Source organism: Blastococcus haudaquaticus (assembly GCF_900230285.1).
Taxonomy (GTDB): Bacteria; Actinomycetota; Actinomycetes; order Mycobacteriales; family Geodermatophilaceae; genus Blastococcus_B; species Blastococcus_B haudaquaticus.
This window is the reverse complement of the sequence record NZ_OCNK01000003.1, coordinates 758,244-774,344: the sequence shown is the minus strand read 5'-3', so window position 1 is coordinate 774,344 and position 16,101 is coordinate 758,244. Positions and strand designations below refer to the sequence as shown.

Annotated in this window: 17 protein-coding genes; 7 read left to right on the top strand and 10 right to left on the bottom strand. The window is 71.8% G+C overall.

The window, feature by feature from the left end:
- Nucleotides 1–4: 4 nt before the first annotated feature.
- From CRP30_RS15185 to CRP30_RS15165, 5 genes are all read right to left on the bottom strand, one after another.
- Nucleotides 5–1,090, bottom strand: coding sequence for an ABC transporter ATP-binding protein (locus tag CRP30_RS15185; protein ID WP_097184754.1), 1,086 nt, complete (start codon nucleotides 1,088–1,090; stop codon nucleotides 5–7).
- Nucleotides 1,083–2,135, bottom strand: a complete 1,053-nt coding sequence (locus tag CRP30_RS15180) for an ABC transporter ATP-binding protein (protein WP_097184753.1) — start codon at nucleotides 2,133–2,135, stop codon at nucleotides 1,083–1,085. Before CRP30_RS15180 ends, CRP30_RS15185 begins: the two co-directional genes overlap by 8 nt.
- On the bottom strand, nucleotides 2,132–3,106 hold the full coding sequence (locus CRP30_RS15175; protein ID WP_097184752.1) for an ABC transporter permease: 975 nt from the start codon (nucleotides 3,104–3,106) through the stop codon (nucleotides 2,132–2,134). The genes CRP30_RS15180 and CRP30_RS15175 overlap by 4 nt, the downstream gene beginning before the upstream one ends.
- Nucleotides 3,099–4,022 (bottom strand): ABC transporter permease, encoded by a 924-nt coding sequence (locus CRP30_RS15170; protein ID WP_097184751.1) that lies wholly within the window; start codon nucleotides 4,020–4,022, stop codon nucleotides 3,099–3,101. Before CRP30_RS15170 ends, CRP30_RS15175 begins: the two co-directional genes overlap by 8 nt.
- A gap of 169 nt (nucleotides 4,023–4,191) precedes the next feature.
- Nucleotides 4,192–5,841: a peptide ABC transporter substrate-binding protein gene (locus CRP30_RS15165; protein ID WP_200814765.1), complete on the bottom strand. Its 1,650-nt coding sequence runs from the start codon at nucleotides 5,839–5,841 to the stop codon at nucleotides 4,192–4,194.
- Between the two features lie 385 nt (nucleotides 5,842–6,226).
- On the opposite strand from CRP30_RS15165, the gene CRP30_RS15160 reads away from it, so the two are divergent.
- Nucleotides 6,227–6,400 carry a CsbD family protein gene (locus CRP30_RS15160; RefSeq protein WP_097184750.1) on the top strand — a complete coding sequence of 58 codons (174 nt, stop codon included), beginning with the start codon at nucleotides 6,227–6,229 and terminating at the stop codon, nucleotides 6,398–6,400.
- 76 nt (nucleotides 6,401–6,476) lie between these two features.
- On the opposite strand, the gene CRP30_RS15155 is transcribed toward CRP30_RS15160, so the two are convergent.
- Nucleotides 6,477–7,238 (bottom strand): (deoxy)nucleoside triphosphate pyrophosphohydrolase, encoded by a 762-nt coding sequence (locus tag CRP30_RS15155; protein WP_097184749.1) that lies wholly within the window; start codon nucleotides 7,236–7,238, stop codon nucleotides 6,477–6,479.
- 116 nt (nucleotides 7,239–7,354) lie between these two features.
- Between CRP30_RS15155 and CRP30_RS15150 the strand changes: the two genes are divergently transcribed.
- The 5 genes from CRP30_RS15150 (at nucleotide 7,355) to CRP30_RS15130 (ending at nucleotide 10,975) form a co-directional block, all read left to right on the top strand.
- Nucleotides 7,355–7,828 (top strand): RrF2 family transcriptional regulator, encoded by a 474-nt coding sequence (locus tag CRP30_RS15150; protein WP_097184748.1) that lies wholly within the window; start codon nucleotides 7,355–7,357, stop codon nucleotides 7,826–7,828.
- A gap of 261 nt (nucleotides 7,829–8,089) precedes the next feature.
- Entirely contained in the window at nucleotides 8,090–9,763 is a 1,674-nt protein-coding gene (locus CRP30_RS15145) for a nitrite/sulfite reductase (RefSeq protein WP_097184747.1), read from the top strand.
- Nucleotides 9,760–9,930 carry an Insertion element protein gene (locus CRP30_RS15140; protein WP_097184746.1) on the top strand — a complete coding sequence of 57 codons (171 nt, stop codon included), beginning with the start codon at nucleotides 9,760–9,762 and terminating at the stop codon, nucleotides 9,928–9,930. Before CRP30_RS15145 ends, CRP30_RS15140 begins: the two co-directional genes overlap by 4 nt.
- Entirely contained in the window at nucleotides 9,927–10,637 is a 711-nt protein-coding gene (locus CRP30_RS15135) for a phosphoadenylyl-sulfate reductase (protein ID WP_097184745.1), read from the top strand. The genes CRP30_RS15140 and CRP30_RS15135 overlap by 4 nt, the downstream gene beginning before the upstream one ends.
- Before the next feature lie 44 nt (nucleotides 10,638–10,681).
- Nucleotides 10,682–10,975, top strand: coding sequence for a 4a-hydroxytetrahydrobiopterin dehydratase (locus CRP30_RS15130; protein ID WP_097184744.1), 294 nt, complete (start codon nucleotides 10,682–10,684; stop codon nucleotides 10,973–10,975).
- A gap of 82 nt (nucleotides 10,976–11,057) precedes the next feature.
- Here CRP30_RS15130 and CRP30_RS15125 read toward each other — a convergent pair whose 3' ends face one another.
- The 4 genes from CRP30_RS15125 to CRP30_RS15110 all read right to left on the bottom strand — a co-directional run bounded on the left by CRP30_RS15125 (nucleotide 11,058) and on the right by CRP30_RS15110 (nucleotide 15,278).
- Nucleotides 11,058–13,295: a PhoX family protein gene (locus CRP30_RS15125; protein ID WP_097184743.1), complete on the bottom strand. Its 2,238-nt coding sequence runs from the start codon at nucleotides 13,293–13,295 to the stop codon at nucleotides 11,058–11,060.
- Between the two features lie 133 nt (nucleotides 13,296–13,428).
- Entirely contained in the window at nucleotides 13,429–13,833 is a 405-nt protein-coding gene (locus CRP30_RS15120; RefSeq protein ID WP_097184742.1) for a DUF3037 domain-containing protein, read from the bottom strand.
- Nucleotides 13,830–14,672: a HipA family kinase gene (locus CRP30_RS15115; RefSeq protein WP_097184741.1), complete on the bottom strand. Its 843-nt coding sequence runs from the start codon at nucleotides 14,670–14,672 to the stop codon at nucleotides 13,830–13,832. The genes CRP30_RS15120 and CRP30_RS15115 overlap by 4 nt, the downstream gene beginning before the upstream one ends.
- A gap of 12 nt (nucleotides 14,673–14,684) precedes the next feature.
- Nucleotides 14,685–15,278, bottom strand: coding sequence for an SDR family oxidoreductase (locus CRP30_RS15110; protein ID WP_097184740.1), 594 nt, complete (start codon nucleotides 15,276–15,278; stop codon nucleotides 14,685–14,687).
- A 63-nt stretch (nucleotides 15,279–15,341) separates the two neighbouring features.
- On the opposite strand from CRP30_RS15110, the gene CRP30_RS15105 reads away from it, so the two are divergent.
- Complete coding sequence (locus tag CRP30_RS15105) at nucleotides 15,342–15,887, top strand: DUF1990 domain-containing protein (protein WP_097184739.1); 546 nt, start codon at nucleotides 15,342–15,344, stop codon at nucleotides 15,885–15,887.
- Nucleotides 15,888–16,101: the final 214 nt, after the last annotated feature.

Genomic DNA, 16,101 nt, shown 5'->3' with positions numbered 1-16,101 from the left:
GGACTCAGTCCACGTCCACCGGGACGACGGTGCGGGCCTCGGCGAAGTGACAGGCCGACGGGTGCCCCTGGCCGCGGTCCACCAGCGCCGGCGGCTCGACGGCGCAGATGTCCTGCGCCTTCCAGCAGCGGGTGCGGAACCGGCAGCCCGAGGGCGGGTTGGCCGGGCTGGGCACGTCACCCTGGAGCAGGATGCGGTCCTTCTGCCCCCGCAGGGCCGGCTCGTGCAGCGGCACGGAGGACAGCAGCGCCTGCGTGTAGGGATGCGACGGCGAGCCGTACACCTGCGCGTCCGTGCCCTCCTCCACCACGCTGCCCAGGTACATGACGGCGACGCGGTCGGAGATGTGGCGCACCACCGACAGGTCGTGGGCGATGAACAGGTAGGACAGGCCGAAGTCGTCCTGCAGGTCCTCGAGCAGGTTGACGACCTGGGCCTGGACCGACACGTCCAGCGCGGAGACCGGCTCGTCGCAGACGATGATCTCCGGCTGCAGGGCCAGGGCCCGCGCGATCCCGATGCGCTGCCGCTGGCCACCGGAGAACTGGTGCGGGTAGCGGTTGACGAAGTCGGGGTTGAGACCGACCCGGTCCATCAGCTCCTGGGTGCGCTGGAGCCGGCCCTTGCGCGGCGCGATGTCGGCGTGCACCGACCAGCCCTCGGCGACGATGTCGCCGACGGTCATCCGCGGGTTCAGCGACGCGTAGGGGTCCTGGAAGATGATCTGCACCTCGCGCCGGTACTGCTTGAGCGCGCGGCCGCCCATCTTCGCGACGTCCCGGCCCTTGTAGAGGATCTCGCCGGCAGTGGGCTTCTCCAGCGCGACCAGCAGCTTGGAGACCGTCGACTTCCCGCAGCCGGACTCGCCGACGAGGCCGAGCGTCTCGCCGCGGCGAAGGGTGAGGTCCACGCCGTCGACGGCGCGGACGTGCCCGACGGTCCGCTTGAAGACGACTCCCTGGGTCAGCGGGAAGTGCTTCTTCAGGCCCTTGATCTCCAGCAGCGGGGCCCCGGGTGGGGGCGCCGGTGGCAGGGCGGACTCGGAGTCGGACGGGACGGATGCTGCGGTGGCTCCGGCGGCTTCAGACACCGAGCACCTCCTCGCTGTAGTGGCACGCTGCCTCGCGACCGGGGACGACCAGGCGCAACGGCGGACGGTCGCCGGCGCAGTCGCGACCGGGAGCCGCCTCCGCGCCGAGACGACGGCGTGCGCAGCGCGGGTGGAACGGGCAGCCGGACGGGATCTTGGACAGGTTCGGCGGCTGACCGGTGATGGGCTGCAGCCTGCCGCCCTTGACCTCGACGTTCGGCACCGAGTTCATCAGGCCCTCGGTGTAGGGGTGCGCCGGGCGCGTGAAGACGTCGTCGACGGTGCCGCGCTCGACGATCCGGCCGGCGTACATGACCGCCACGTTGTCGGCGACCTCGTTGACCACCCCGAGGTCGTGGGTGATGAGCACCAGCCCCATCCCCGTCTCCCGCTGCAGGTCCTTGAGCAGGTCCATGACCTGCGCCTGCACGGTGACGTCGAGGGCGGTGGTCGGCTCGTCGGCGATCAGGATCTTCGGGTCGAGGGCGATCGCCATCGCGATCATCACGCGCTGCCGCATGCCGCCGGAGAACTGGTGCGGGTAGTCGTTCACCCGCTGGGCGGCGGCCGGGATGCGGACGCGGTCCATCAGCTCGACGGCGTGCTTCTTGGCCTCCTTCCGCGAGAGGCCGCGGTGCGCCCGGAACATCTCGCCGATCTGGAAGCCGACGCTGTAGACGGGGTTCAGCGACGACAGCGCGTCCTGGAAGATCATCGAGATGCCCGGTCCGCGGACCTTGCGCTGCTCCTCCGCGGGGAGGGTGAGCAGGTTCCGGCCCTCGAACCAGATCTCGCCGTTCGGGACCTGCGCGGGCGGGGTGTCGAGGATGCCCATGATCGCCTGCGCCGAGACCGACTTGCCGGACCCGGACTCGCCGAGGATCGCCAGGGTCTCCCCCGACGACACGGTGTAGCTGATGCCGTTGACCGCGTTGACGACGTTCTCACGGGTGCGGAACTCGACGAACAGGTCCTCCACGGCGAGGATCGGCGCCGACCCGCCGCCGTCCCGCACGGACGGGGCGGAACCGGGAAGAGTGGTCATGCTCGCTGCCTCGGGTCGAGGGCGTCGCGCAGGGCGTCGCCCATCATGATGAAGGCCATCACCGTCAGGGTGAGGATGAGGCTGGGGAACAGCACCAGGTGCGGCGCGGTGCGCAGCAGGTCCTGCCCGGCGTCGATCTGCAGCCCCCACGAGATGGCCGGCCGCTGGAGGCCCACCCCGAGGTAGCTGAGCGTCGCCTCGGCGGCGATCAGCACGCCGATGGTGATGGTCGCGTAGACCAGGACCGGCGCGACCGCGTTCGGCAGGATGTGCCGCACCAGGATGCGCGGGCTGGACGCGCCCATGGCCCGGGCCGCGGCCACGTAGTCGGAGCTCTTGACCGCGATGACCTGCGAGCGGACCAGCCGCATCGCCGTCATCCAGCCGAACAGCGCGAGGGCGATGGCGACCGCCCCCGGACCGCGGGAGCTGATGATGGGGAGGTCGGTCGACGGCCCCACCCGCAGCAGCACGAGCGCGCCGAGGATGAGCGGCAGCCCGTAGAAGATGTCGGCCACCCGGGAGAGCAGGCCGTCGGTGAAGCCGCCGAAGTAGCCGGCGATCGCCCCCACGACGATGCCCAGCAGCAGCACGACCAGCACGGCGACCACGCCGATGATCAGCGAGCTGCGGGCGCCGTAGACGACGTTGGCCAGGTAGTCGCAGCCCTGCTGGTCGTAGCCGAACCAGTGCGCGGACGACGGCGTCTGCCGCGAGTTGGCGAGGTCGCAGTCGCGGGGGTCGGCGCCGCGGGCGAACACCTGCGGCACGATCGCCATCACGAGGAAGACGAGTCCGAGGACCGCGCCGATCCAGAACAGCGGATTGCGCTTGAGCGCCTTCCACGCGTCGCTCCACAGGCTGTTCTGCCGGTCGTTCGTGACGTCGACCGACGGGCTGGCGAGGCCGGTCGTCGTCCCCGCCTGGACCTCGTCATGGAGCAGGTCCTGCTGCTGCTGCGAGTCAGTCATAACGGATCCTCGGGTCGAGGACGGCGTAGAGCACGTCCACGACCAGGTTGAAGAAGATGAAGAAGAACACCATCAGCGTCACGATGCCCACGACGACCGCGCCCTCCTGCTGGCGCACCGCGTTGTAGACCTCGCGCCCCATGCCGGGCAGGTTGAAGACCGACTCGGTCACGATCGCGCCGCCGAGCAGCGCCCCGATGTCCGCGCCGATGAACGTGACGACCGGGATCAGGCTGTTGCGCAGCGTGTGCCGCACGATGATCGTCCGCTGCGGGAGGCCCTTCGCCCGCGCGGTCCGGACGTAGTCGGCGCGCAGGTTCTCCGCCAGGCTCGTCCGCGTCAGCCGGGCCACGTAGGCCAGCGACCCGGAGGCCAGTACGAGGCCGGGGAGCAGATAGCTGTAGATCCCCTCCTGCGTGCCGGCGATGGGGAACCAGCCCAGCTTCAGCCCGAACACGAACTGGGTGACGAACGCCAGCACCAGGATCGGGATCGACACGATGATCGTCGTCGAGACGAGCACCAGGTTGTCGAAGTACCCGTTGCGGCGGATGCCCGCGAGCACCCCGGCGACGATGCCGATCACGATCTCGAAACCGACGGCGACCGCGGTCAGCTTCACCGTGACCGGCAGCGTGCGGGCGATGGTCTCCGTGACCGCCCGGCCCCGGAAGTCGGTGCCGAGGTCGCCCTGCAGGAGGTCGCCCACGTACTTCAGGTACTGGACGCCGAGCGGGTCGTTGAGGTTGAAGTCGTCGCGCAGCTGGGCCATCACGGCCGGCGACAGCGGCCGTTCACCGGCCAGGGCGCGGATGGGGTCGCCGGGCAGCGCGTACACCATCGCGAAGATCAAGAAGGACGCGCCGAGCAGGACGGGGATCGTCAGCAAGAGGCGGCGCGCTACGTAGCGGCCCATGTTCCCCCTCAGGGATGTGCGCGACCGCCATCAGCGGGTCGTGCCGAAGGTGCGCGACCACGGTCGGTGGTCACGCCGGATTCCATCGTGCCCCCGACCGGGGCACCACGCGCCGCCGGGGGCGACCGTCTCCGTCGAGACAGCGCCCCCGGCGGGTCGTGCTGGTGCGTCAGCTGGTGACGGACACCGCTGCGACGTCGATGTCACCGAAGACATCGATGACCACGTCGCTGACGTTCTCCGAGTGAGCGGCCTGCTCGAGCTCGTAGAACATCGGGATGATGGGCATGTCCTGGAGCAGCAGGTCCTCGGCCTGGTTGTAGAACTCGATGGCCTCCTCGCTGCTGCTCGCCGAGTTGCCCTGCTGGATCAGCGCGTCGAACTCGGGGTTCGAGTAGAACGACGTGTTCGAGCCCGCCGGGGGAAGGGCCGCGGTGGAGTAGAGCGGCTCGAGGTAGTTCTGCGGGCTCGGGTAGTCCATGCTCCAGCCGAGCCGGAACGGGCCGGTCATGCCCTTCTCGTCCTGGAGCGGCAGGTACTCGGCGAAGTCGAGGTCACCGCGGAGCGTGTACTCGACGTTCAGGTTGTCGCGCAGCTGGTTGCCGACCGCCTCGATGTAGGCGTCGTGACCGGCACCGGCGTTGAACCACAGGTCGATCGGCTGGCTGCGGTCGAAGCCCGCCTCGTCCAGCAGCTCGTTGGCGCGCTCGACGTCGAGCTCGCAGAACTCGCAGGCGCCTTCGCGGTAGCCCTCGACGACGGGAGCCACCACGGAGTCCGCCGGCGTGCGCCCACCCGAGAAGATGGCGTCGGCGATCGCCTGCCGGTCGATGGCCATCGACAGGGCCTGCCGCACGCGCTCGTCAGCGAACCGCGGGTCGTAGGTCGGGATGCCCAGGTACTGGAACCCGGACGAGGGCGCCTCGAGGAAGCGGTCCCCGAACTCGTCCTCGATCGAGGCCAGAGCGTCCGGCGGCACGTCGGGCAGCACGTCGAGGTTGCCGCCCTGCAGGTCGGTGAACGCGGTGCCCTGGTCGGCGTAGACCCGGAACTCGACCGAGTCGGCGTTCGCGGGCTGCTCGCCGGCGTAGTCGTCGAACCGGGTCACCGTGAAGCCGGTGCCCTGGACGAACGGCTCCTCCGCCTGGAAGGGGCCGTTGCCGACCGGCTGCTCGCCGGCCGCCTCCGGGTCCTCGAAGAAGGACTCGGGCTGCGGGTAGAAGGCGTTGTAGCCGACGGTCACGGGGAACTGGGCGAACGGCGTCGCCAGGGTGACCGTGAACTCGGTGTCGCTGACGACCTGGAGGCCGCTCATCTCCTCCGCCACGGGCGGGGTGACGAGGTTGCCCGCGTCGTCCGTCTCGCCCTGGAGGTCGTCGTAGCCCTCGATGTTCGAGAAGAAGTACGACGCACCCTGGGCGTTCGTGCTCAGGGCCGTGTAGTTCCACGCGTCGACGAACGACTGCGACGTCACCGGGGTGCCGTCGTGGAAGGTCCAGCCGTCCTTGAGGGTCACGGTCCAGGTCGTGTTGTCCTCGGACTCGATCGTCTCGGCGACGCCGGTGTACTCGACCTCACCGTCGGCCGAGTACTCCACCAGGCCGGTCCACAGGGAGGAGATGACCTGGTGGCCCTCGCTCTCGGTGGTGTTGCCCGGGATCAGCGGGTTCTCCGGCTCACCGATGTAGATGCTGAAGGTACCTCCGCCGTCGGCGGTGCCGCCCTCCTCACCCTCGTCGCTGCCGCCACAGGCGGTCATCAGCAGCGCGGCGGCGATGGCCGTCGCGACGAGCGAACTACTCCGCTTGCTCAACTTCACGTGCAAGGCCTCCCTCGTCCCGCTTCGAGCGGGGGGAACGGACAGGTCGATCCGCGCCTCGACGGGCGATCGGACGACTGCTTGGTCACGAGCGAAACGCACCCGGGAGGTGAACCTCCCCTGTACGACGGATGGACCCTAGGCACGCCCCGAAGGGGGTGTCCACGTACGTCATCGAGTTGTGACCTGGGCTCACGATCTGCACCACGACCGTAACTTCGACACCCGCGCAGGCCGCGGCCGGGCACGTCTTTCCGCCCGCCGGGCCTCTTCGCCGGACAGCTTGCGGCCCGCTGACCTGCGGAGGTTCAGGTCCGGGGCACCGTGGGTAACGCGTGCCGGGAGTGATCGACACGGAACGATCGATTGACAGAGGAGTGCACCGATGAGCGGCACGGACAAACTGACCAACAAGATCGAAGAGGTCTCGGGCAAGGGGAAGCAGGCCGTCGGCGACGCCACCGACGACCGCGACCTCCAGGCCGAGGGCAAGAAGGAAGAGTCGAAGAGCAATCTCAAGCAGGGTGTGGAGAACGTCAAGGACGCCTTCAAGTCCTAGGCCCTCCTGGTAGGACCTCCTCGACGGACGCCGCCGCTCCCCCGGAGCGCGGCGTCCGTCGTCGTCTCCGGAGTGATCAGCGGCCGGCCAGCAGCCGGCGCACGGCGGGGAGCAGCGGACGGTCGGCCGGGATCCAGTCGAGGTCCTCCAGCCCGTCGGCCCGCATCCACCGCAGCGCGGCGTGCTCGTGGGCCACCGGCTCGCCGCCGTCGAGGCGCGCCCCCCAGACCCGCAGCGTCGAGGCGCCGGGCGGACCGCCGCCCACCACGCCGTCGAGCAGTACCTCCCCCACGAACGACCCGGGTACGATCGCGACACCCAGTTCCTCGATGCACTCACGGACCAGCGCGGCGAGGTCGGACTCCCCTGGTTCGACCTTGCCACCGGGGAACTCCCACATCCCGTCGTAGGGACCGCCGGTCCGCTGGGCGACGAGGACGCGCCCGTCGGACACGATCGCCGCACCCACGACCTGCACCACGTCCAGCGCCCGGCGCTCGGCCGCCGCGGCGTAGGCGTCCAGGTGCGACCGCATCGCTGCCTGGATGCGCCGGCGCAGCACCCCCTGGTCGAGCAGGCCGCCCAGCACCCGGGGCGCACCGGTCTCCCAGTCGACCTGCTCGTCGACGACGGTGCCGGTCCCGGTCGCGGAGAACCGGCGGGAATGGGTCAGCCACCGCCACCCCGAGCCGGGGCCGACGGCGTAGACGTCGCGGTACGGCCGGACCGACACGACCTCCTCCAGCGGGGCGCCCCACGGCCGCCCCAGCGTCCGCGCCACGTCGAAGGCGACGGTCAGGGGTGCCTCCACCAAGGTGGTGAATCGCAGCCGGGACACGGGGCCAGCCTCGCAGAGCAGGCAGGATGTGGGCTGCAGGACCCGGCAGGACGGACACGGCAGGACGGACACGGGAGGACACCGGGGCATCGGGACCCGGGAGAAGAAGGAGCACAGTGCGCATCACCGCCCGCGTGGACTACGCCGTCCGCGCCGCTCTCGAGCTGGCCGCCGTCGCCCCGGAGGCCCTGACCGCCGAGCGGATCGCGACCTCGCAGGGCATCCCGGCCCGCTTCCTGCAGACGATCCTCAGCGACCTCCAGCACGCGCGTCTGGTCACCAGCCAGCGGGGCCGCGAGGGCGGGTACCGGCTGGCCCTCCCCCCGGCGGAGATCTCCATCGCCCGGGTGATGCGGGTGGAACAGGGCTTCCTGGCCGAGGTGCACGGCAAGCGTCCGGAGGACGTCGAGTACCCCGGCGCCGCCGAGACGCTGGCGTCGGTCTGGGTCGCGGCCCGCGAGGGATACCGCCGGGTCCTCGAGGAGGTGACGCTGGCCGACGTGGTCACGGGCAAGCTGCCTGGTCACGTCGCCGAGATCGTCGCCCTCGAGGACGCCTGGCGGTCGTTCGGGGACTCCCCCGGGCGCTGAGCCGCGCCGCAGCCGCCCCCGCATCGTCCGGGTCACACACCGGATCGGTCGGGATATGGGAGTATCGGGGCATGACCGACCGCGGCAGCCTTCTCGTCGCGCGTCTGCACATCGACCTGGCGCTCGTCTCCAGCGCCGTCTGTCGCGCTCAGCGCTGAGCCCGGTCCCTCCGCGCAGCCTCCGCTGCGCCCCCGATCTGCAGCGCCCCTCCTCCCGACGGCCGGCGGTCGCGGAGCAGGTGAGCGCAGGAAGAAGTTCGACGTGACCACCCCTCCCCGCACCAGCACCCGCCCCCAACGGGGGCAGGGTCAGTGGGCGCTCGGCTACCGGGAACCGCTCAACCCCAACGAGCGGATGAAGAAGGACTCCGACGGCCTCGAGGTCCGCCAGCGGATCATCGACATCTACGCGAAGGCCGGCTTCGACTCCATCGACCCGGGTGACCTCCGTGGGCGGATGCGCTGGATGGGGCTGTACACCCAGCGCGCCCAGGGCATCCCCGGCGGCAAGACCGCCGTGCTGGAGCCGGAGGAGCTCGAGGACTCCTACTTCATGATGCGCGCCCGCATCGACGGCGGGCAGCTGACGAGCGACGCGCTGCGGGTCATCGGCGGTATCAGCACCGACTTCGGGCGGGACGTCGCCGACGTCACCGACCGGCAGAACGTGCAGTACCACTGGATCCGCATCGAGGACGTGCCGGAGATCTGGCGCCGGCTCGAGTCGGTCGGCCTGAGCACCATGGAGGCCTGCGGTGACGTCCCGCGCGTGATGCTCGGCTGCCCGCTCGCCGGGATCCTCGAGGACGAGGTGCTGGACGCGACCGGCGTCATCGCCGACACCGTGGCGAAGTACGTGGGCAGCCCCGAGTTCAGCAACCTGCCCCGCAAGTGGAAGACCTCGATGTCCGGCTGCGTCGACCACTGCACCGAGCCGGAGATCGACGACGTCTCCTTCCTCGGCGTCGTGAACGAGGACGGCGAGGCCGGCTACGACCTGTGGGTCGGCGGCGGGCTCTCGACCAACCCGATGTTCGCCCAGCGCATCGGCGTCTTCGTCCGGCCCGACCAGGTCACCGACGTGTGGGCGGCCTGCACGAGCGTCTTCCGCGACTACGGCTACCGCCGGCAGCGCAACCGCGCCCGGATCAAGTTCCTGATGGCCGACTGGGGTCCGGAGAAGTTCCGCCAGGTGCTGCAGGACGAGTACCTGCACGAGGCGCTCCCCGACGGTCCGCCGCCGCCGCCGGCCAAGCACGACCAGCGCGACCACGTCGGCGTCAGCAAGCAGAAGGACGGCGCCAACGCCGTCGGCTTCGCGCTGCGCACCGGCCGGATCAGCGGCTCCCTCCTCACGACGATCGCGGACCTGGCCGACGAGTACGGGCAGGGACGGATCCGCACGACGACGCAGCAGAAGCTGGTCATCCTCGACGTCCCCGACGAGAAGGTCGAGGCGCTGGTCGAGGCCCTCGCGGTCCACGACCTGCAGGTGCGCCCGAGCGCCTTCCGCCGCGGCACGATGGCCTGCACCGGCCTGGAGTTCTGCAAGCTGGCGATCGTGGAGACCAAGCAGCACGCGCAGGACCTCTACGCGGAGCTGGAGAAGCGGCTGCCGGACTTCGACGTGCCGATCGGCATCAACGTCAACGGCTGCCCCAACAGCTGCGCGCGGTTCCAGACCGCCGACATCGGGTTCAAGGGCTCGATGGTGAAGGACGCGAACGGCGAGATGGTCGAGGGCTTCCAGGTGCACCTGGGCGGCCACCTCGGTGTCGAGGCGACCTTCGGCCGCAAGTTCCGCGGCCACAAGGTGACCAAGGCCGAGACCGCCGACTACTGCGAGCGGGTGCTGCGCGGCTTCCAGGAGCGCCGGACCGACGGCGAGTCGTTCGCGCACTACGTCTCCCGCGCGGACGAGGACTGGTTGCTGTGACGGACCAGGCGGGGACGGGAAGGACCCGGCAGCTGCCGGTGTTCCACTGCCCGTACTGCGGCGACGAGGAGCTGACCCCGCACGGGGACGGCGCCGACGCCTGGCGCTGCGGCGCCTGCCTGCGGGCCTTCACGGTCCGCCTGATCGCGACGGGGGTGACCGGGTGACGACCGCCGTGCTGCCGACCCCGGAACTGGCTGCTGCCGCCGACGCCCGGTTCGAGGGCATCACCGACTCTGTGGAGCAGGCGCTCGCCGTGCTGCGGTGGGCCGGTGACACGTTCGGCGCGGGGTTCGCCGTCACGTCGTCGATGGCCGACGGCCTGCTCTCGCACCTGGCGAGCCGGGTGGTGCCGGGCGTGAACGTGGTCTTCCTCGACACCGGCTACCACTTCGCCGAGACGATCGGCACCCGCGACTGGATCAGCAGCGTCCTGCCGATCACGCTGCTCAACGTCACGCCGCCGCTGAGCGTCGCGGAACAGGACGCCGAGTTCGGGCCGAGACTCTACGAGCGGGACCCCGACCTCTGCTGCTCGCTGCGCAAGGTGACCCCGCTCGCCGAGGCGCTGGCCGGCTTCGTGGCATGGGGCTCCGGAATTCGTCGGGACGAGTCGCCGACCCGTGCCGCGACCCGGCTCGTCGACTGGGACGCCAAGCGCGGCATGGTCAAGGTCAACCCGATCGCGGCCTGGACCCAGGACGTGGTCGACGCCTACACCACCGAGCACCAGGTGCCGGTCAACCCGCTGTTCGAGATCGGCTACGGCTCCATCGGGTGCGAGCCCTGCACCCGTCCCGTGGCCCCCGGCGAGGACCCGCGGGCCGGTCGCTGGGCCGGCAAGAACAAGATCGAGTGCGGCCTGCACACCTGAAGAAGGGCCTCGCGTCGGCCGTTCCTGCGCGTCACCATGGGCGCATGACCCGGCCACCCCGCCTCTCCCCCGACGAGATCGCCGCCGCCCTGCACGGCCTGCCGCGCTGGTCCGGCGACGGGGACGGCCTCCGGCGCACGGTGGCGTTGCCGTCCTTCCGGGACGCCGTCGCCGCCATCGTCGCGATCGCCGACGTCGCCGAGGAGATGGACCACCACCCCGACGTCGATCTCCGCTGGCGCACGCTGCACCTGGGCCTGGTCACGCACTCCGCCGGCGGGGTCACCGACCTCGACCTGGAGCTGGCCCGGCGGATCGACGCGCTGCTCCCCGACTGACGACAGCGGCTGTATCGACGCTGGTCGGACGGCTACCGGGCGGAAGACCTCCGCCCGGTAGCCGTCGGATCGGCCGCCGCCCCTAGCTGCCCACCCGGCCGCCGTCCTGCCGGAAGACCACTGCCACGCTGGGGCGCGGATAGGGCCGGACCGGCCGGCGGTCGGGCCAGGTGCTCGTCGGGGTGTCCACGGTCGAGCCGGACGTCTCGCCGGGGTGCTGGACCGCCACGAACACCGACCGGGCATCACCGGTGATGAGCGGACCGCTGCACTCGGCGCCCAGCGGGACGGTGAGGAACGCCTTGAGGTGACCCCGTTCGCGTCCCTGGGTGGGGACGGCGAACAGCCCGTCGTTGGTGCCCCCGACGGTCCCCTCGGCCTGGTTCACCCGCGAGAGCACGCTGCCGTCGGTGGAGATCCACAGGTTGCCGGCGGGGTCGAACTCCAGGTTGTCCGGGCAGGAGATCGCGCTGACCTTCGACTTGTCGTACCCCGCGAAGTAGGTCTCCGGGCGGGCCGGGTCCCCGGCCACGAGGAAGATGCGCCAGGCGAACCGGTCGCCGGCGATCCCCCGCGTCTCCTCCCACTCGATGACGTGCCCGTTCCGGTTGCCGGCCCGTTCGGCGTAGGTCCCGTTCGAGTAGCCGAAGGAGCGGGTCAGCGGGTTGGCCTCGTCGGCACCGCGGCCCGCCGTGCCGTTGCGTTCGGAGTTGTTGGTCAGCGCGGCGTAGACCCGTCCGTTGACCGGGTTCACCTGGATGTCCTCGGGGCGGTCCATGCGGGTCGGCACCTTCGCCGCGTCGACCACCACGGGGGCTGCCGGGTCGGGGAAGTCGCCGTTGCGGTCCAGCCGCTTGCCGAGGCGGTCGGCGGCCAGGCGGGTGAACGTCAGCACCCAGGCCACGTCCTTGCCGGGGATCATCGAGCGGCCGTCCTTGACCAGCGGGATCCACTGGCCCCAGCCGTCGAACTCGCCGTCGCTCGGCAGCCGGCCGCTCCCGTCGATCTCCGCCGCCGGGGAGTCGCCGACGAACCGCGCGACGTAGAGGTCGCCCTCGTCGAGCAGGGTCAGGTTGTGCGCCCGTGCGTGCCGGTCGTTCCCCCGCTTCATCTTCTTCCGGGAGACGAACTTGTAGATGTAGTCGAACCGCTCGTCGTCGCCGGAGTAGGCGACGACGCGGCCGTCCTCGGCGATCTGCACGTTCGCGCCCTCGTGCTTGAACCGGCCGAGCGCCGTGCGCTTCTTCGGCGTCGACCGCGGGTCGTAGGGGTCGACCTCCACCACCCAGCCGAAGCGGTTGACCTCGTTGGGCTCGCGCGCGAGGTCGAAGCGGGGGTCGACCTCGTGCCAGCGCCGGCCAGGAGGGGCCGAGGCGGTGATGCCGTACCGGGCGTACCGGGGCTCCTTCGGGTTCTCCGTCACCGGCGTGGACGCCCCGAAGTACTGGTTGAAGTTCTCCTCGCCGTGCAGCGTCGTGCCCCAGGGGGTCATGCCGCCGGCGCAGTTGTTGAGCGTGCCCAGGACGGTGCGCCCGCGCGGGTCGGCGCTGGTCCGCACGTACGGCGAGCCCGCGACCGGGCCGGTCAGCTCCATCGGGGTGACCGCGGTGATCCGGCGGTTGCGCTCACCGTCGCGCACCGGCTTCCAGCTCCCGGAGTTGCCCTCGCGCTGGACCTCCACGACGGAGATGCCGTGCGCCATCATCGCGATCTTCTTCTGCTCGGGCGTCGTGGGCGCGGTCTCGCTGGCGACCCCGCGGAACATGAGCTGCTCGTTGGTGTACTCGTGGTTGACCACCAGGAGGAAGCGCTGGCCGCGGCCGTCGAGCGGCAGGAAGCCGATGTAGTCGCAGTTGTAGCCGAACTGCTTCGCCTGGGCCTCGGGCGTCTGGGCGTCGATGTCGAAGGCGGGGGCACCCCGCTCGACCGGGTCGCCCCAGCCCATGACCACCGAGTACCGGTAGCCGGGCGGGACGATGAGCTCGTCCTGGAGGTTCTGCTCGACCGGCTGGAAGGTCAGGTCCCCGCGGGAACCGGACGGCCGGCCGGGGCCACCCCGCCGGTCCGACGCCGCGGCGACCCCCACTGGGCCCGCGGCCACGACCAGAGCGCTGACACCGGCCGCCTTGAGCAGGTTGCGGCGGCTGAAGGCGGCCTGCGCGACATCGGCGAAGGTGGGGTTGTCGGTCTGGTTCGGGATGGCGGAGTCGCACGCGTTGCCGCACTTGTAGAAGCACGTCGCGTGGCTCCGGCTGCCGTGGCGCACGGAGTCGAGAAGGGGCAGCAGCGCACGGGCCGGGGGTTCCTGCACGTCGGTCATCAGAGGCCTCTGGTCGGGAGCGGGGCGCTGCGGACGCTAAGCAGCCATTCCCTCCGGGGGATGGACCGTCCGTGAACGGATGGTGACCGCGGGACAGCGGTCGATCGTTCCCGGCGCGTCTCTCCCGGGGCTGTCAGCCTTGGACGGGCAGGACCAGCAGGCGGAGCAACCGGTCGGCCTCGGCGTCGGGGTCCTCGGTCAGGCCGGTGTGCACCGGCCCCGGCTGGATGACCGTGCTCCGCGGCGCGGTGAGCCAGCGGAACCGTGAGCCCAGCGCCTCCCGACCGGCCGCCCCGGCACCGGGCGCGGCACTGCACACGTCGGTGGCCGCCTGGAGCGCCCGGCCGATCGCCTCGGCGTCGGCCGTCGGGTCGAGTGCCCGCAGCCGGTCGACGTCCAGGTGCACGCGGGAGCCCAGGTAGTCGCGCTGCCGGCAGTAGACGAGGACGCCGGCGTTGAGCGCCTCCCCCCGTTCGACCCGGGGGACGACGCGCAGCACCGCGTACTCGAACGTCTCCCTCTTCGCCGTCCCGCTCATCGCTGGGTCACTCCCTCCGGCGGTGGCGGACCGAGCCACGACGGCCGGTTCTCCCCACGCGGGGCCCGGCGCCGGCCGCCGCCGCCCGCCTCGGCGGCGGCCACCAGGCCCGGAAGCCAGGCGTCCCGGGCGGCGAGGCGGGCGAGCAACTGGTCGACGTAGCGGGTACGGAGGGGGCCCGGCTCCTCCTCCAGCCAGTCGTCGGGCACCTGAGCCAGGACGTTCTCCAGCAGGGGCCGCGTCACCCGGCCGGCCAGCGCGGCGTCGGCCGCCGGGACCCGGGGCTCGCACTCGAGCAGGGCGTGGGAGGTGGCGTCGTAGGGGCGGCGGACGGCCGCCTCCGCGCCGGGCCAGTGGTGGTGGAACGTCAGCGCGGCGCCGTGGTCGATGAGCTGGAGGCGCCCGTGCCAGAACAGCATGTTCGGGTTGCGCCAGGACCGGTCGACGTTGCCGACGAGCGCGTCGAACCAGAGCACCCGGCCGGCCAGCTCGGGGTCGACGCCGTCGGCCCCGGCCTCGAAGTCCAGGGCACCGGGCAGGTAGTCCAGCCCGAGGTTGCGCCCGGCCGAGCGTTGCAGCAGTTCCTGGACCTCGACGTCGGGCTCCCCCACCGCCAGCTCCGGCGCCACGTCCACGGTCACCAGCGCCGGGACCGGCAGGTCGAGCGCGCGGGCGAGCTCCGCGCAGACCACCTCGGCGACGAGGACCTTCACGCCCTGGCCCGCCGCCCGCCACTTCACGACGTAGGTGCCCAGGTCGTCGGCCTCCATGAGCCCCGGCAGCGAGCCACCCTCGCGCAGCGGGGTGACGTAGCGGGTGGCGGTGACGGCGGGGAGCACAGTGCCGTCAACCTAGCCGGTGCCTGGCGACCGCTGCGGCTGCAGTTCGACCTCCACCGGGCAGACGTGCGGCGGCGTCCCGACCACCCACCGGACGGCGTCGGCGACGTCGGCCGGCTGGAGGAGCTCCTCCGGCCGGACGCCGGGTGCGCCCAGCCCCGCTCCCGCTGCCACGAGTCCCGGCGACAGCAGGGTGACGGCGACGTCGCGGTCGCGGACGTCGAGTGAACCGAGCAGCACCAGGGACGACGGCGCCGCGGCGAGCAGCGCGGGCAGCACGCCGCGGGTGACCCGCATGGCCGCGGCGAGGTTCACCGTCACGAGCTCGTCCCACACGTCCGGGTCCCCGGTGTCGGCCGGCGCCCGGTCGAACAGGCCGGCGGCGTAGACCACGGCGGACAACCGGGCCGGCAGCCGGCCGATCCCCGCCCGCACGTCGTCCGGCGACCGGAGGTCCACGACATCCCACCGCGAACCCACCGCGGACAGCCGCGCGCGGTCCCGACCCCACAGCAGGCAGTCGAAGCCGCCGGTGGCCAGGGCGTGGGCGATCGCCGCGCCGATGTCGCTGCTCGCGCCGACCACCAGGGCCGCCCGGGTCTCCACCGGGCGGTCCTACCCGCCGCCACACCAGACTGAGCACGTGACCGACGCGCCGCCGACCCACTGATGGGTCTGCTCCGCGCGGCCGACCCCGCCCTGCTGCTGGACGCGCCGCTCACCTACTCCCCCGTCGGCACCGCCCGGTCCGGGCAGGTGCCCGCCGGCTTCCGGGGCGCGCACCGCAGGGCCGTCGTCGGTCGGGGACGCGGGGACTTCCAGCGGGCGGCGGCCGCGGTCTTCGACTGGCGGGCCCAGCGCGGTGCCGGCCTGCGGGTCCGTGCCACGGGGCCGAGCAGCGAGCCGGGCACGGTCGTCGTGCTGACCGCGGGTCTCCCCCGCCTCGGCTACGACATCCCATGCCGCGTCGTCTGGGCGCGCACGGACGGCGACGAACGCGGCTTCGCCTACGGCACGCTCCCCGGGCACCCCGAGAGCGGGGAGGAGTGCTTCCTCGTCCGGCTGACGCCCGACGGCGCCGTGGTCTACGAGATCCGCGTCTTCTTCCGGCTGGCCTCGCCGCTGGCCCGGCTGGGCGGACCGGCCAGCCTGCTCGCGCAGCGGCTGGCCACCGACCGGTACGTGGCCGCGATCCGGCGCGCGGCGCGGGGCTGATCGGCCGCACCGCCGCACCGCGCGCACTCCCCCGGTCGCTGTGCGTGCCCACCCGCCGTGGACGCCGGCCGTGGCCCGTGTGCGGCGACACGCACGTCCCACGCATCGGCCCCCGTGACGAAGGTGTGCCACGTCCAGCATCGACGACCTTCGGGGGCTCCCGTGGCGCAGAAGCCTGCGGATCGCGGTCCGCGCACCCAGGGCGGCAGGCGCG

Bases quoted from the DNA above. Each gene is read 5' to 3' on its own strand.
- CRP30_RS15180 (WP_097184753.1), bottom strand. From the start codon at position 2,135: ATGACCACTCTTCCCGGTTCCGCCCCGTCCGTGCGGGACGGCGGCGGG.
- CRP30_RS15175 (WP_097184752.1), bottom strand. From the start codon at position 3,106: ATGACTGACTCGCAGCAGCAGCAGGACCTGCTCCATGACGAGGTCCAG.
- CRP30_RS15170 (WP_097184751.1), bottom strand. From the start codon at position 4,022: ATGGGCCGCTACGTAGCGCGCCGCCTCTTGCTGACGATCCCCGTCCTG.
- CRP30_RS15160 (WP_097184750.1), top strand. From the start codon at position 6,227: ATGAGCGGCACGGACAAACTGACCAACAAGATCGAAGAGGTCTCGGGC.
- CRP30_RS15130 (WP_097184744.1), top strand. From the start codon at position 10,682: ATGACCCGGCCACCCCGCCTCTCCCCCGACGAGATCGCCGCCGCCCTG.
- CRP30_RS15125 (WP_097184743.1), bottom strand. From the start codon at position 13,295: ATGACCGACGTGCAGGAACCCCCGGCCCGTGCGCTGCTGCCCCTTCTC.
- CRP30_RS15120 (WP_097184742.1), bottom strand. From the start codon at position 13,833: ATGAGCGGGACGGCGAAGAGGGAGACGTTCGAGTACGCGGTGCTGCGC.
- CRP30_RS15105 (WP_097184739.1), top strand. From the start codon at position 15,342: ATGGGTCTGCTCCGCGCGGCCGACCCCGCCCTGCTGCTGGACGCGCCG.